The sequence below is a fragment of the Streptomyces sp. NEAU-YJ-81 genome, from assembly GCF_017592595.1.
Taxonomy (GTDB): Bacteria; Actinomycetota; Actinomycetes; order Streptomycetales; family Streptomycetaceae; genus Streptomyces; species Streptomyces hygroscopicus_B.
In genome coordinates this window covers 1-14,820 of sequence record NZ_JAGFNO010000046.1, presented here as the reverse complement: position 1 = coordinate 14,820, position 14,820 = coordinate 1, and the positions used below count along the sequence as shown (strand labels likewise).

At 69.4% G+C, this 14,820-nt stretch carries 14 protein-coding genes and 1 pseudogene; 7 read left to right on the top strand and 8 right to left on the bottom strand.

Annotation, left to right across the window (positions count from 1 at the left end):
• Positions 1 to 76 precede the first annotated feature (76 nt).
• The 3 genes from J5X86_RS45905 to J5X86_RS45895 form a co-directional block, all read right to left on the bottom strand.
• Positions 77 to 403 (bottom strand): carboxymuconolactone decarboxylase family protein, encoded by a 327-nt coding sequence (locus J5X86_RS45905; protein ID WP_208522557.1) that lies wholly within the window; start codon positions 401 to 403, stop codon positions 77 to 79.
• Between the two features lie 108 nt (positions 404 to 511).
• Positions 512 to 919, bottom strand: a complete 408-nt coding sequence (locus tag J5X86_RS45900; protein WP_119994044.1) for a cupin domain-containing protein — start codon at positions 917 to 919, stop codon at positions 512 to 514.
• A gap of 36 nt (positions 920 to 955) precedes the next feature.
• Entirely contained in the window at positions 956 to 1,798 is an 843-nt protein-coding gene (locus tag J5X86_RS45895) for an SDR family oxidoreductase (RefSeq protein ID WP_208522556.1), read from the bottom strand.
• A gap of 294 nt (positions 1,799 to 2,092) precedes the next feature.
• Between J5X86_RS45895 and J5X86_RS45890 the strand changes: the two genes are divergently transcribed.
• Positions 2,093 to 2,980 (top strand): helix-turn-helix transcriptional regulator, encoded by an 888-nt coding sequence (locus J5X86_RS45890; protein ID WP_208522555.1) that lies wholly within the window; start codon positions 2,093 to 2,095, stop codon positions 2,978 to 2,980.
• Between the two features lie 441 nt (positions 2,981 to 3,421).
• Here the strand turns inward: J5X86_RS45890 and J5X86_RS45885 are convergent, their stop codons facing one another.
• A complete protein-coding gene (locus J5X86_RS45885; protein WP_208522554.1) occupies positions 3,422 to 4,258 on the bottom strand; it encodes an NAD(P)H-binding protein in 837 nt (278 codons plus the stop codon).
• Between the two features lie 110 nt (positions 4,259 to 4,368).
• Here J5X86_RS45885 and J5X86_RS45880 point away from each other — a divergent pair, with 110 nt between their 5' ends.
• The 5 genes from J5X86_RS45880 to J5X86_RS52275 all read left to right on the top strand — a co-directional run bounded on the left by J5X86_RS45880 (position 4,369) and on the right by J5X86_RS52275 (position 10,436).
• Complete coding sequence (locus J5X86_RS45880) at positions 4,369 to 5,268, top strand: LysR family transcriptional regulator (protein WP_208522553.1); 900 nt, start codon at positions 4,369 to 4,371, stop codon at positions 5,266 to 5,268.
• Between the two features lie 631 nt (positions 5,269 to 5,899).
• Positions 5,900 to 7,945 (top strand): NADH:flavin oxidoreductase, encoded by a 2,046-nt coding sequence (locus J5X86_RS45875; protein ID WP_208522552.1) that lies wholly within the window; start codon positions 5,900 to 5,902, stop codon positions 7,943 to 7,945.
• 12 nt (positions 7,946 to 7,957) lie between these two features.
• Positions 7,958 to 9,244, top strand: a complete 1,287-nt coding sequence (locus J5X86_RS45870; protein WP_308124933.1) for an aromatic ring-hydroxylating dioxygenase subunit alpha — start codon at positions 7,958 to 7,960, stop codon at positions 9,242 to 9,244.
• Positions 9,241 to 10,251, top strand: coding sequence for a hybrid-cluster NAD(P)-dependent oxidoreductase (locus J5X86_RS45865; RefSeq protein ID WP_208522551.1), 1,011 nt, complete (start codon positions 9,241 to 9,243; stop codon positions 10,249 to 10,251). Before J5X86_RS45870 ends, J5X86_RS45865 begins: the two co-directional genes overlap by 4 nt.
• A gap of 59 nt (positions 10,252 to 10,310) precedes the next feature.
• Entirely contained in the window at positions 10,311 to 10,436 is a 126-nt protein-coding gene (locus tag J5X86_RS52275; RefSeq protein WP_279595780.1) for a hypothetical protein, read from the top strand.
• Between the two features lie 729 nt (positions 10,437 to 11,165).
• On the opposite strand, the gene J5X86_RS45860 is transcribed toward J5X86_RS52275, so the two are convergent.
• Together J5X86_RS45860 and J5X86_RS45855 are read right to left on the bottom strand one after the other, a co-directional pair.
• On the bottom strand, positions 11,166 to 11,840 hold the full coding sequence (locus J5X86_RS45860; protein WP_208522550.1) for an alpha/beta hydrolase: 675 nt from the start codon (positions 11,838 to 11,840) through the stop codon (positions 11,166 to 11,168).
• 163 nt (positions 11,841 to 12,003) lie between these two features.
• Positions 12,004 to 12,513 carry a MarR family winged helix-turn-helix transcriptional regulator gene (locus J5X86_RS45855; RefSeq protein ID WP_208522549.1) on the bottom strand — a complete coding sequence of 170 codons (510 nt, stop codon included), beginning with the start codon at positions 12,511 to 12,513 and terminating at the stop codon, positions 12,004 to 12,006.
• Between the two features lie 115 nt (positions 12,514 to 12,628).
• Between J5X86_RS45855 and J5X86_RS45850 the strand changes: the two genes are divergently transcribed.
• Positions 12,629 to 13,912: an amidohydrolase family protein gene (locus J5X86_RS45850; RefSeq protein WP_208522548.1), complete on the top strand. Its 1,284-nt coding sequence runs from the start codon at positions 12,629 to 12,631 to the stop codon at positions 13,910 to 13,912.
• Positions 13,913 to 14,308: 396 nt separating this feature from the next.
• Here the strand turns inward: J5X86_RS45850 and J5X86_RS45845 are convergent, their stop codons facing one another.
• Together J5X86_RS45845 and J5X86_RS51515 are read right to left on the bottom strand one after the other, a co-directional pair.
• The gene (locus J5X86_RS45845; RefSeq protein ID WP_208522547.1) at positions 14,309 to 14,683 is read right to left on the bottom strand and encodes a helix-turn-helix domain-containing protein; all 375 of its coding nucleotides are present in this window, start codon (positions 14,681 to 14,683) and stop codon (positions 14,309 to 14,311) included.
• Between the two features lie 22 nt (positions 14,684 to 14,705).
• Positions 14,706 to 14,820, bottom strand: a pseudogene (locus J5X86_RS51515) (IS5/IS1182 family transposase); the annotation flags it as partial.

The window sequence follows — 14,820 nt, the reverse complement described above, 5'->3', positions numbered from 1 at the left end:
CGCCGAGAACGTTCCGTAGCGCCAAGCCGCTGTGGGGACCGGGCAGGAAGGAGCCCTGGGGCTCCTCCCCCGGTGCTCAGGCTGAGAAGACCTGCCTCGCGGCCGTGATGGCCGTCATGGCCTTGGGCCAGCCGGCGTAGAAGGCGAGGTGGGTGATCGCCTCGGTGAGTTCGGTCTCGGTGACGCCGTTCTCCTTCGCCCGTCCGAGGTGGAAGCGGAGCTGGTCGGCGTCGCCACCAGCGACGAGGACGGCGACGGTGATCAGGCTGCGGTCGCGGGCGGCCAGCCCGGTGCGATTCCACACGTCCTCGAACAGGATGTCGTCGGTGAGCTCGGCAAGCTTCGGAGCGAAATCACCGATCGTGCGGCGTCCGCCGCCGATCTGTTTCTGTTGGTCGGTCATCGAAGGTCCTTTCGCTGGTCGTGGCGGGTCACAAGCCCAGGAGCCCGCAGGGGAGCCGGTCCCCGTCTCCGGGCGCGCGGCGGCCCGGGAAAGGGGGATGGGGCCTGGTCAGTGGCTGCGGGCGCGGTTGTACTGCTCGTCGGTGACCGGCTCGTTCCAGGTGGTTTCCGCAACTCCGTCGCCCTTGCCCTCCCACATGGCGATGTGCTCCATGAAGCGGTCCGGGGTGGCGCCGTGCCAGTGCTCCTCGTTCGGGGGGCAGGTGACGGTCTGGCCGGGGTGGGCTTCGAAGACGATGCCGTCGCGGGTGCCGATCAAGGCGATGCCGGAAACGACGTGCAGGGTCTGGCCCAGCACGTGGGAGTGCCAGTGGGTACGGGCACCGGGCGAGAAGCGGACCATGTTGGCGCGCATCCGGGACGGTTCCTTGCCCGCGTAGATCACGTCGAACCAGACGTCGCCGGTGAACCAGTCCGCGGGGGCCTTGGTAGTGGCCCGCTCTTTGACGAATTCCATGGTGTCTCTCTCAGGAGTGCGGGGTTGTGGGATGGGTCAGGCGGCGTCGGTGTGGGCGAGGCCGGAGCCCAGCTCGCGGGAGGCGTCGACCTGGGCGAGGAGTTCCCTGGCCTTGGCCTCGACGGCGGCGAGGCAGTCGTCACCCGCGACGAACCGCAGCGGGGGCTGATCCAGGTCGGCGACCTTCAGCAGGGCGAGGGCGAGCTTGGCCGGGTCGCCGGCCTGCTGCCCGTTCATCGACTCCCAGGTCTTCTTGGTGGCGGCGGTGCGCTCGGCGTAGTCGTCGATGGACAGCTCCCCCCAGGTGGTGGAGGCGTCCACCAGCAGCTCGGTGCGGAAGAAGCCCGGCTCGACGACCGTGGTACGGATCCCGAACGGCTCGACGTCGTGGCGCAGGGACTCCATGAAGCCCTCGACGCCGAACTTCGCCGCCGCGTAGGCGACGCAGAAGTCGACGCCGACCACACCCGCCAGGGAGGAGATCGTGATGATGTGCCCGGACCGCTGCTTGCGCATGACCGGCAGCACGGCGCGAGTGACGTTCATCGGGCCGAACAGGTTCGTCTCGATCTGCGCCCGCACCTGCGCTTCGGACAGCTCCTCGAAGAACCCGGCGTAGAAGTTGGCGGCGTTGTTGATCAGGACATCGATCCGGCCGAAGCGGTCGACGGCCGCCTCGACGGCCGTCTCGGCGGCGGCCGGGCCGGTGATGTCCAGGGCCGCGACCAGCAGCTCGTCCTGCTCGCCGCCCAGCGTCTCAAGGACGCGCTCGGGACGGCGCCCGGTCGCCACGACCTGGTGGCCGGCGGCGAGGGCCTGGCGGGCGATGTCCGCGCCCAGGCCACGTCCGGCGCCGGTGATGAGGAAGACCTTGCTCATGATGGGTGAATACTCCAAGCGGATGATCAAGATGAGAGACAGCGGGAGGGATCAGCCGGCCTTACGCTCGTCGGCGATCTTCTCGCGGGAAGTACCGCGAACCGGCCGGTAACACTCTGTGCCACACAGGGCCGTCCGGCAGCCGCCGCAAGCCCGGATTCCGATAGGTGTCCGGCACCCCCGACCGCTGCCGTTATCTAGGAAACCGCAGTTCAAAGGCGGGAAGAAGGGTCTGTCATACCAGGTACTGACAGGGCCCCCCACGCGTGCGCCGCCCGATCTAACCTGGAATGCGTGAGTACCGAGAGCGACATCCGCGAGTTCCTGGCCTCCCGCCGCGCCAAGATCACCCCCCAGCGGGCGGGCCTGCCCGCCTACGGTGGCAACCGGCGCGTGCCGGGCCTGCGCCGGGAAGAAGTCGCCCTCCTCGCCGGCGTCAGCATCGACTACTACATCCGCTTGGAGCGCGGGCACCTCGCCGGAGCCTCGGAGGAAGTCCTCGACGCCGTCGCGAACGCCCTCCAGCTCGATGACGCCGAACGCGCCCACCTTCACGACTTGGCACGCGCCGCCGCCAAACGCCCCGTCCGCCGCAAGCGCGTCCGCGGACCACTACCCGACAGCGTCCTGCGCGTACTGCACTCCATGACCGACTCCCCGGCCTTCATCCGCAGCGGACGCCTGGACATCCTCGCCACCAACCACCTCGGCCGCGCCCTCTACTCCCCGCTCTTCCCCGACCCCACCACCCCGACGGCCAACATCGCCCGCTTCCAGTTCCTCAATCCGCGCGGCCGCGACTTCTTCCCCGACTGGGAAGAGTCTCTGAACACCACCGTCTCCCTGCTGCGCACCGAGGCCGGACGCACACCGCACGACAGCGAGCTGACCGGACTCATCGGCGAGCTCGTCACCCGCAGCGAGGAGTTCCGCACCGCCTGGGCCAAACACAACGTGCGTCTGCACCAGACCGGCCGTAAGTCCTTCCGTCACCCGGCCGTCGGCGTCCTCACTCTCGACTTCGACACCATGGAACTGCCCGCCCAGCCCGGCTTGACCCTCACCGCCTACAGCACCGCACCGCATACCCCCGACCACGACGCCCTACAACTCCTCGCCGCCTGGGCCGCCACCGAAAACACCGAGCCCGCCAGTCACCCCTCCAACCGACAGGATCGATGAACGCCGGGCCTCGTCCACCGAGCGGGGCCACCGCGTCTCGACTGGCCGGACTACGAACCGCCTGACCACTGATCGCCGTACCGCGCGCCGCCGGCGGCCCTCACCGCGTGGCCGGGTTGCCCCCGCCCCAAGAGTGGGTTTCCGGTGCCCGGGCCGGTGCGGGAGCGCTGAGCACCGCCCCTGAGGCTGCCGTTGGGTGGTGAGTCCGTGGCGGGCGGTGGTGATCAGGATGCGGGAGTCCGAAGGGTGGAGGCAGACAGAGGTGGGCTGCGGAACCAGCACACGACACGAGCCCCGCACCGCATGATGCAGGGCGCGGCTAATGTCCGGGTCCCTCTGCTGTGGAGATCACGCTGTCAGAGGATGAGCGTGCCGAGCTGATGCAGCCCCTCCTGCGAAGTGCGCGATGGGACGCCGATGCGGTCCGTATCCCCACCCCCGTCACCGGAACAATGCGAGGTTCTCGGTGGCCCACTGACGGAACGTACGGCCGGGGCGGCCGGTGATCGGCTCGGCGGAACGCGGCGCCTCGCACCGCCCATCGGACAACTGGGCCCAATAGTCCAGCACCGCCGCGACCAATGATGCAGGAACGTGGCTGCCCAGGCGCGCGGCAGCCTGTTCCGGAGCCGCTTCGCGCAGCTCGATCTCACGGTTCAGCAGCTCCCCGAGTATCCGCGCCTGGTCACGGAATCCGAGCACCTCCGGACCGCCCAGGCTGATCGTCTCGTCGTCCAGTGTGTGGGTGGTCAGCGCCAGTTCAGCGACGTCGGCGATGTCGTCGGGGTGTATGACATCCAACCGGGCTTCCGGGTATCCCTGCTCGACCGGCGCTCCCGCCCGGATGGACTCCGCCCAGCCCAGGGTCATGGTGGCGAACCCGCCCGGCCGCAGCACGGTCGAGGTGAGGGGCGCGGCGCGCAGCGCCCGTTCCACCAGCAGGTGGTGGCGGGCCAGGGCGCTGTGCTCGGCGTTCGGGAGGTTCACCGAGTCGGACGAGAGCAGCACCACCCGTCGCACTCCGGCCGAGACCGCCGCGTCCAGGAGCTCATCGATCCCGGTCGGCTCGGCGTACAGGAACATGCTGCTCACTCCGGCCAGCGCGGGCGCGAACGTCGTCGCGTCGGCGAGGTCGAGCGGGACGACTGTGACACCGGCGGGCGGGTCGGCCTTCTCCGGGGCGCGGCTGGCCGCCCGGACGTCATAGCCGGACGTGTGCAAGCGGTGCACCAGACCGGCGCCGATGCCGCCACGGGAGCCGGTGATCAAGATGGTCATGTGGTACCTCCAGGGGACGGGGCAGGCACCGTCCACACTGCGTCGGACCACGCATCGCGTCCAACGAATGGTTCTGCTCGCAGCCATCGCCATCTGCGATAGTTGCGCTCATGGAGCTGCGCCAGCTGGAGTGCTTCGTCGCGGTGGCGGAAGAGTCGAGCTTCACCCGCGCGGCGGCCCGGCTGCACATCGTGCAGTCGGCGGTGTCGGCGACGATCGCCTCCCTGGAGCGGGAGCTGCGCACCCAGCTGTTGTGGCGCACATCCAGGCGGGTCGTCCTCACGGAAACCGGACACGCGCTCCTGCCCAAGGCGCGGGCGGCCCTTGACGCCGCGCGCGAGGCGCGCGCCGCCGTCGATGAGGCCGGCGGCGACATCCGGGGGACCTTGCGCATCGGGACGATGAGTTCACTCGGGCCGATCGACCTGCCCGCCATGCTGGGGAGCTTCCACCGCCAGTACCCCGCTGTCTCCGTGCACCTCGCCACCGCGGCCTCGAGCGGTGGCTCGCCCGGCCTCCTCACGGCGCTCACCGAGGGCAGACTCGACCTCGCGTTCGTCTCGGGCCCGGGCCGCCCGCCGACCGGCGCGCAGCTGAGAGAGCTCACCTCCACTCCCTTGGACCTCGTCGTTTCAGCCGACCACCGCCTCGCCGACCGCACCGAAGCGGCGATGGCCGAACTGAACGACGAGGCATTCATCGACTTCCCGCCCGGCTACGGCAACCGCGCCGTGACCGACCGCGCGTTCACCACCGCGGGGATCCACCGTCACGTCACCATCGAGATCACCGACATCACGGCCGGTGCCGACTTCGTCCGTCACGGCCTGGGCATCGCTCTGCTGCCGCGCGGCGTCGTCGAGCCCCACGCCGATCTCACCACGCTGCCCATCACCGACGCCCTGCTCAACTGGACGATCTCCCTGGCTGTTCCCGACAACCGAACTCCGAGCGCGGCCGCCCGGGCATTCGAACAGTTCGCGCATCAGCATCCGAAAGGGCGCGGGTGACCGCTGTGATCGGTCAATGACGCCGCCGCCCGTTCGCTGGGCAAGGCGTCTGCGGAGGGCATCCACACCGGGCCAGTAACCCTGGCCGCTTCCCTGATCATCGGTACCGGCTACCTCCCGTCCCACGACCCGCACCAGACCGTTCTGCCCCGCAGCCACCGCCTGGCTCTCCGCCCTGCCGCCTCCCTCGCCCGCCACCACCAACAACGCGCCGCCCCGCGGAAGCCACCCCGTGGGCGATCTACGACGCCGTCAAAGGGCTCACCGGCATCGGACGCGTCCTTCTCGCCACCTCCAACCGCGCCCACCACGCCGACGCCGAACCCGGACTCCGCGTCGCGCTGACAGCCCTCACCCACATGATCCTCACCCCCATCGGAACCCGACCGGGCCGGTGGCTCCCCGCCACCCATCACCCACCCACCATCCGCATCCCGCCCTCCGGCGCCGCCACCACCGCTCTCGCACACGGCATCGCCGGCTCGGGCTAGCAGTTCACCGGCGGCACGGGAAGTGGCATGACACCTTCGATCTTGCAGCCGATTCGCATGGTTTCCTGAGGGATCGTTTGATTGTCCGTGACCGGCGTCACCTCCATGCTGGGCTTGTCCAGCTCAAGGAGGAGCGCCACATGCATGCGCGAGCGATGGATCCCCTGCTCCAGCCCTTCACGATCAAGAGCCTGACCCTGCGCAACAGGGTGGTCAGCACGTCACATGAACCGGCGTTCGGGGAAGAGGGGCTGCCCCGGGACCGGTACCGGATGTACCACCTGGAGAAGGCGCGCGGCGGGGTCGGGCTGACGATGATCGGCGGGTCTGCGGTGGTGTCGCCCGACAGTCCGCCGTCCTTCGGCAATCTGCTGCTCTACCGCGACGAGGTGGTGCCGTGGTTCCGGCGGCTGGCCGACGATGTGCACGACGCCGGGGCGGCGGTCATGTGCCAGGTCACGCACCTGGGGCGGCGTACCAGCAACTACACGGGTGACTGGCTGCCGGTGCTCTCCGCGTCGCCGGTGCGGGAGCCCGCGCACCGGGCGTTCCCCAAGGAGGCCGAGCAGTGGGACCTGGACCGCGTCGTACGGGACTACGCGGCCGCGGCCGCCCGCTGTGAGGCCGGGGGGCTGGACGGGATCGAGATCCAGTCGTACGGACACTTCCTCGACAGCTTCCTGTCCCCGACGACGAACCACCGGGACGACGAATACGGCGGCAGCCTCGCGCACCGCATGGCCTTCCCGCGCCGGGTGGTCCGGGCGATCCGGGCCGCGGTCGGGCCCGACTTCATCGTCGGCATCCGCATGATGATGGACGAGGACCGGCCCGGCGGGCTGGTCCTGGACGAGGCGCTGACCGCGGTCCGGGCGTACATCGCGGACGGCATCGACTTCGTCAGCACCATCCGGGGCTCGATCGAGAGCGACGCCACGCTGGCGAAGGCCATCCCGACGATGGGCATGCCCTCCGCGCCGTTCCTCGACTTCACCGCCGAGATCAAGCGACGGATCGAGGTGCCGGTGATGCACGCCGCCCGCATCGCCGACGTCGCCACCGCGCGGTACGCGGTGCGGGAGGGGCTGCTCGACCTGGTCGGCATGACCCGGGCCCAGATCGCCGACCCCCACCTCGTGGCCAAAGTGGCCGCCGGGGACGAGGACCGCATCCGGCCGTGCGTGGGGGCGAGCTACTGCCTCGACGCGATCTACGGCTCCGGGGACACCAAGTGCGTCCACAACGCCGCCACCGGGCGGGAACTGCGGCTGCCGCACACCATCGCCCCCGCGGCCGAACGGAAGAAGGCCGTGATCGTGGGCGCCGGGCCCGCCGGGCTGGAGGCGGCCCGGGTGCTGGGCGAGCGCGGTCATGAGGTGGTCGTGTTCGAGGCCGGTGACCTGCCCGGCGGGCAGATACGCATCGCCGCCTCCAACACCCGCAGGCGGGATCTGCTCGGCATCGTGAACTGGCGCGTCGACGAGTGCAAGGTACTCGGCGTCGACCTGCGGCTCGGGGCGCCGGCCGAGCCCGAGGACGTCCTCGCGGAACGCCCCGACATCGTGCTCATCGCCACCGGCGGACTGCCCAACGTCTCCTTCCTCACCGAGGGAGCCGACCTCGTGTGCGACACGTGGGACGTCCTCGGCGGAGCCCTGCGCCCCCGCGGACACGTGCTGGTCTACGACGACAACGGCGCCTACCCGGGCCTGGACGCCACCGAGCTGCTGGCCCGCAAGGGCCTGCCCATCGAGTACGTGACGCCGGAGCGCACCCTCGCACCCGACGTCGGCAGCATGAACTCGCCCGCCTATCTGCGGGCCTTCGCCGAACACACGGTGCGCACCACACTGGCCCACCGGCTGGTGTCCGTACGCCGCACCGAGGACGGCCGTCTGACGGCCACGCTGCGCAGCCCGTACGCGGACACCGAGGCGGAGCGGATCGTGGACCACGTGGTGGTGGAACACGGAACGCTGCCCCTCGCGGACCTCTACTGGGACCTGCTCCCCGCGTCGCGCAACCTCGGCCGCGTGAACCACCCCGCCCTGCTGGCCGGTGAACCACAGCGGGAAGCCGACAACCCCGAGGGCCGCTTCCAGTTGTTCCGCATCGGGGACGCCGTCACCAGCCGCAACATCCACGCCGCGGTGCTCGACGCACTGCGCCTGTGCCTGCCGATGTGAGAGGAGAGCAGCGTGAGCATCGTGACAACGCCGGCCACCGTCAGGCCCCGCGAGGAGCGGGGAACGTCCCGGATTCAGGACACGGTGGCGCGACGAGTCGTCGGCCACAGCCTGGAACGGCCCTTCTACACCGACCGGGAGTTCTTCGACCTCGACATCGCGGCCGTCTTCACCCGCCACTGGCTCTTCGTGGCCGTGGACGCCGAGATCCCCGAGCCGGGCGACTACACCACGGTGGAGATCGGCCCGTACTCGGTCATCGTCGTACGCGGCGACGACGAGAGCCCGCGCGCGTTCCACAACGTGTGCCGCCACCGCGGCGCCCGCCTCCTCGACGGGGAGCGCGGATCGGTCGGCAACCTGGTCTGCGGCTACCACAAGTGGACGTACGGAACGGACGGCGCGCTCCGGTACGCCCCCTCCCAGCCGGGGGACTTCGACCCCGGCTGCTTCGGCCTCAAGACGGTGCACGTGCGCAGCGTCGGCGGGCTCGTGTTCGTCTGCCTCGCCGACCAACCCCCGGCCGACTTCACCGAGGTCGCCGCCCGCATCGAACCGTACCTGCTGCCGCACGGCCTGCGCCGGGCGAAGGTGGCGGCCCGCACCGACCTCGTCGAGGACGGCAACTGGAAGCTGGTGATGGAGAACAACCGGGAGTGCTACCACTGCGACGGCCACCCCGAGCTGCTGCGCACGTTCTTCCCCACCTACGGCTACGCCGGGGAGGACATCCCCGCCCCGCTGCGCCCGGCACACGAACGCTATCTGCGGACCGACGCCGAGTTGCGCGAGACGTACGAAAGGCTCGGCCTGCCGTACGCGCTCATCGAGGAGCTGGACCACCGCACCACCGGGTTCCGCATCCAGCGCGACGCGCTCGACCTCGCCGGCGAGTCCTTCACCAAGGACGGCCGGGCCGCCTGCCGCCGCCTGCTGGGCGATCTGCCCACACCACGCCTCGGCCACCTCTCCCTGCACATGCAACCCAACTCCTGGTTCCATGTGGTCGGCGACCACGCGATCACCTTCAGCGCGCTGCCCCTCGGCCCGGACAAGACGCTGCTGCGCACCACCTGGCTCGTCCACCCGGACGCCGAGGAGGGCGTCGACTACGACCGGGACACCCTGCTCGCGGTGTGGACGGCCACGAACGAGCAGGACGCGCGCCTGGTCGCCCGCGCCCAGCGGGGCGTCTCCAGTCCGGCCTACGCACCCGGCCCGTACGCCCCGACGGAATACCAGGTCGAGGCGTTCTGTAGCTGGTACGTCGCCCGGCTGCGCGAGGAGCTGCGGCGATGACCGGCCCACTGGTGTGCAGGCAGGTCCGCGACGTCACGCACGACATGAAGACCTTCGTCTTCGAAGCGCCTGAACCCGCTCTCTTCCGGCACGAACCGGGGCAGTACCTCACGTTCACCTTCGAGATCGACGGCCAGGAGATCGACCGCTGCTACACGCTCTCCTCCCCGCCGTCGCGTCCGCACCTCGCCTCGATCACCGTCAAACGCGTGCCCGGCGGCCGGGTCTCGAACTGGCTGCACGACCATCTGACGCCGGGCGACGTGGTGCGCGCCCGGGGCCCGCTCGGCGGGTTCTCGACGGCACGGCACCCGGCGCCCGCGTATCTCTTCCTGTCCGGCGGCAGCGGGATCACGCCGCTGATGTCCATGACCAGGACCCTGTACGACCTGGCGTCCCCGGCGGACGTGGTCTTCGTGCACAGCGCCCGCACCCCCGACGACATCCCGTTCCGGCAGGAGCTGGAGCTGATGGCGGCGACCGCGCCGCAGATCCGGGTCGCCCATGTCTGCGAGGACGACGGGGCGGTGGAGCGGTGGGACGGCCACCGGGGCCGTCTCACACTCGACGTCCTGCGGCAGATCGCCCCCGATCTGCCCCGGCGCGAGGTGTTCACCTGCGGACCGCAGGGGTACATGCGGGCGGTCCGCCGGATGCTGGCCACGGCGGGGCTCCCGGAGGACCGCTGCCACGAGGAGAGCTTCGAGGTACCGGCTCCAGCCGCCGTGAAAGCGACCGGGGACACGAGCTTCGCGGTCCGCCTCTCCCGCAGCGGGGCCACGATCGCGTGCGACACCGGTACGCCCCTGCTGGAGGCCGCGGCCCGGGCGGGCATCACCCTCCCCTCCTCCTGCGGGCAGGGCCTGTGCGGTACGTGCGTCACCACTCTGGAGAAGGGGACCGTCGACATGCGGCCGGGCGGCGGCCTCCGCCCCGGGGACGTGGCGCGGAACAAGATCCTGCTGTGCTGCTCAACGCCCCTGGAGGACCTGGTGATCGACGCCTGACGCGGCCGGGGGGACGCGCCTCCGTACGGCGCTGCCGCGCCGGGAAGGAGAACCAGAACGTGGCCGTCAGGGCGAGCACGGTCAGGGCGGCCCCTGCCCAGCCGAGCCCGGTCACCCCCGCGGTGAGCGGCATCCAGGTGGTCAGCGGGCCGACGGCGACCGCGGGCACCCCGGAGCCCCAGTAGAACAGCAGATACAGCGCGGCCCCGATCCCGCCGCGCTGCCCGGCCGGTGTCCGCGCGTCGACCGCTCGCGCGGCACCGCTGTACGCGAGCGCGTGCCCGAACCCGGCGAGGACCGTGGAGCCGAGCCTGACGGGCAGGGAGGAGGCCCCGGTGGACACGAGGAGTAACAGACTCCCGGCGCACCGGTTTCCGAGTTCAGGCGACCCGGCTTCGTCGCTGCTCTCGCGTCCCATGGGTGTCATGGTGCCCGGTCGTGGAACTCGACGAGATCGAGCGAGGTGTTCTCGCGCGTCGCTGTGGGGAAGATCGGTGTCACACGGAGTCGGGTTGGGGCGGTCAGCACACGTGCGGTCACGCGAGGTCTTGGTCACAGCCGTTCTTCCGCGGAAGATCACTCATCAGCGCACCGATGTACTTCCCAGCTTGGGCACGCGGCCGCGCCCGCCGAAAGCACGGCCCCAGCCGTCGATGCAGCTCGGCCAAACTTGCCTCCGCCCGCTTACCCTTTACCGTGACAGCCGCAGCCGCAGCCGCCTCACGATCTTCTTGCCTCACAACATGATGACTTGATGGATGTCGTCGCGGATCTCCCAGCGGAAAACACCCGCGCCGGAACCGGTTGCCGCGGGTCAGTGTCACCGCCAACGGGATATCACCGGCCGGGCCGAATCCACCTGTCCCGCCCGAGACTTCCTGACCTGGGCACGCCAACGACACCTCGGTTCGGGCTCAATTGCCGTCGCCCGCCCGCTGACGCTGGATCAGGTCGGCCACGGCGGCCGGGCGGCTCAGGTAGGGCGAGTGGCTGGTGTCCCACATTTCCGTGCGAGAGCAACGCCCGGCGAAGCGGTCCGGAAGCGGAGTCGCGATGGCCCGGTCTTGCTGCCCGCGGAGGTAGATCGACGGGGTATCCCGCCAACTCACGCGAGTAGGTGTGGCGTCGAAGATCGACGGAGGTTCCGGACGCAGCAACTCCACCGCACGCGTGGCCGCCGGTTCGTCGACGTCGCCGTAGAGCTTCGCCCGGGCATCATCCGGGTCCAGGCAAAGCCGCCCGTCCGCGTCCGGCAGCGCGAGCAACCCCTCGCCGGGCTCGCCAGGCGTCTCCGCGAGCACTTTGGCCGGGGACTCATCGACGTCGAGAATCCAGCTGTTGAGGAAGATCAACGCGGCAGCACCACGCACCGTCCCAGCGGTGACACCCCCGAACGAATGTCCCACCACCACCGACGGCTCCGACGAGCCCGAGACGATGGCCTCGACCTTCGCGGTGCTCTCGGCGAGCGACAGCTCGTAGAGGTCGGGCACCTCCACGGACAGATCCCGGGCGCGCAGCAGACCGGCAAGTTCGGCGTAGTGAGCGGGCTGGTGCCAGGCTCCGTGAAGGATGATCACGTCAGTCACCTGCGCACATTACCGCTCGTTACCCGGCCGACGCCACGTGCTGAGCATGGCCGGAGAACGTGCAGCCCGCATACGAGGCACGTGGGCCCACGTCGCGTACGTTCCGGCGTCGGTCTCGTACCTGGCGTGCAGATCCGGCGAGGCCGCCACGGCAGGCCACCGATCAGCACCGGTGGTCGGGCACACGATCCTCGGTGAATGCGGGACCAGTCGCTGCGGCATCCGACGCACTGTCGGCCGGATCCTCCTCGAGATTGGCGACAAGCCTTCTCAACAGATCCACAAGGAGATCGATTTCTTCGGCGCTGAAGCCTCGCAACGCCTGATCGTTGGTCTCGAACAACGCCGAGTGCACCTGTGTGAGCTTTTCCAGTCCGGTCTCGGTCAGTGAGATCAGGCTGACCCGTCGATCATGCTGGGCGGGGGTGCGCCGGATGAGGCCGTCGCGGTCCATCCGGGCGAGCAGTTGGGCCATGGACGGCTGCTCGATCCGGGCCAGCCCCGCCAATTCCTTCTGGGAGAGCGCGTCGGCCTTGCTCAGCGCCGCCAGCACGGGCATCTGCGCGAAAGTCAACCCCAGCGGCCGCAGTCGCCGGTCGTTGATCCGGGACAACGCACGCGAGGCGATGTTGATCAACGCGGCGGGCGCGGAGCCGAACCTGGAGTGCGTCATGCGTCAAGTATATAGGTTCCTATTGACCAACTACATAGGCACCTATACAGTCCGAAGCATAGGAGCCTATGTAGTTGGGCCGTCAAATCAGGAGATATCCGTGATCATTCGCAACGTGACCGTCATCGACGGGCAGGAGGCCGCCCCGATCGCCGATGCCGAAGTGGTGGTGACCGACGGACGGTTCAGCGCCATCCGGCCGGCGGCCGACGCGCGGCCGGCGACCGGTGGCGCTCCCGTGCTCGACGCGCGGGGTGGCTACCTGGTGCCGGGCCTGTGGGAGAGTCATACCCATCTGGGTGGGCTCGCCTACTTCAAGCCCGAGAACGAGCGGGCGAAGTACGTCTCCCAGCTACTCAGCGACTTCCTGAGTGCCGGGGTGACCAGCGTCGTCGACCTCGGCGGTCCACTGGAGATCGAGCTCGCCGCCCGCGACTACCGCGACAAGGCCACCGACACCGCTGCCGGGTTGTTCTTCGCCGGGCCGGTGTTCACCGGTGTGGAGGGCTGGCCGGTCCTGGACGATCCGGCGCGTGCCCCCATCGCCTACCAGACCGACAACGCCGACGTCGCCTATCGTCAAGCACTGGAGCTGGCCGATCAGGTCGACTTCATCAAGTGCATCTACGACGGCGAGCCCGGCGCTCCGGACAAGCTGCCCCTCGACGCCCTCAAAGCCATCGTCGCGGCCGCGCACGAGAAGGGCAAGAAGGTACTCGTGCATGTCCACGAACGCATCGATCTGGAGGAGGCGGTGGCGTCCGGCGCGGACGGCATCGAACACGCTTTCCAACCGCAGGACCCCGGTAGTACCGCAGAGGCCCGCGACGTCGCCGCACTACTGGCGGAGACGAACACCTATTACTGCCCCACCCTGGTCACCTGGGAGCAGATCGCGCACAACGGCGAGGCCGGCTATTTGCAGCAGTTGGTCGATGATGGTTTCGCCACGCACGACGACATCCCGCAGATCACCAGCCGCCCGGTCTACGGGCGCCAGTTCCCCCGGCATTCCCCGCAGGACTGCACCATCCGTTTCGACTATGCGATGCGCACGCTGGCGCTGATGCACGACGCGGGAGTGAAGATCACCGCGGGCAGCGACGTGGCCATGTTGATGCCCTCGCGACCCGTCGCCCTGCTGCGAGAACTGCAATTGCTGGCAAAGGCGGGCCTGCCGCTGCCCGCGGTCCTGGCGGCCGGTACCCGGCATTCGGCCGAGAAGATCGGTCAGCAGGCGACGACACCGGGGACGATCACCGTCGGATCCGTTGCCGACGCGCTGTTGCTCGACGCCGACCCCTACGTGGACATCGCGCACCTGGTCGACCGTTCCCACCACATCGGGACGTTGCGGGCCGGGCGGCCAAGCTGGGATGAGGGCCACCCCCGAGCCTGACACGGCCGATTCCAGGTTCAGATGCGCCAGCACGACAGATGAGGATTCCTCGACCCCCGTTGGTGCACACCAACAGGCGAGACAACGGTTCCTGGTCTCAACGCTACGAGCCCGCGCTGCCGGTGGCTGATCTCATCCCGATCACCAAGGACAGATCCACAGGGACGGCTGCCCCTTCCCGTCCGGCTGAGGTTGTTCGCGTGAAGGTCAACGAGCTGCTTGGCCGGACGGTGTCATCGTGCGTACCGACGACCCGGCCGCCGAACCCGTTGGCCGTGCCGCTTCGCAAGGTCACCCCAACAGGCGACGGTGATCAGCATCAGCCATCGTGACGGACATATAACTGCATTCCCGGACCACACATGGCCCGGCGCTGATACGTGCAGCTGGGCGCCCTCACTTGGTCGGGTGGTGATGGGTGGCTGCCGCGCCTCTCTCTTGGAATCCCACCACGGCCGCGCCGTGCTCGTGAGCCCACTCAGTCAGTACGGCGATCGGCTTCACCAGCGTCCGGCCCAAGTCCGTCAGCACGTACTCGACCTTCCCGGCCTCGGCGTGGCGGTCGACCAGGCCGTACCCCTGCAACCGCCGCAGCGTCTGGGTCAGCACTTTCCGCGAGATTCCGCCGATCAGGTCGACCAGCTCGCCGTGCCTGCACGATTCCCGGCTCAACGCGAACAGCACGACCACCGCCCACTTGTCGGCGATGATCTCGATCGCCAGCCGAGCCGGGCAGTCGGCGAGGAAGACGCTGCCGGAGTACTCACGCATGCCCCGACACTAGGGCCCGTCTTCAAACGGATCTTGCCCAGAGCAGGAATGACGCGAGGCTGACCGCTGCTTCGTAGGAGGTGGCGGTCTTGTCGTATCTGGTGGCGATTCCGCGGAAGCCTTTGAGCCGGTTGAAG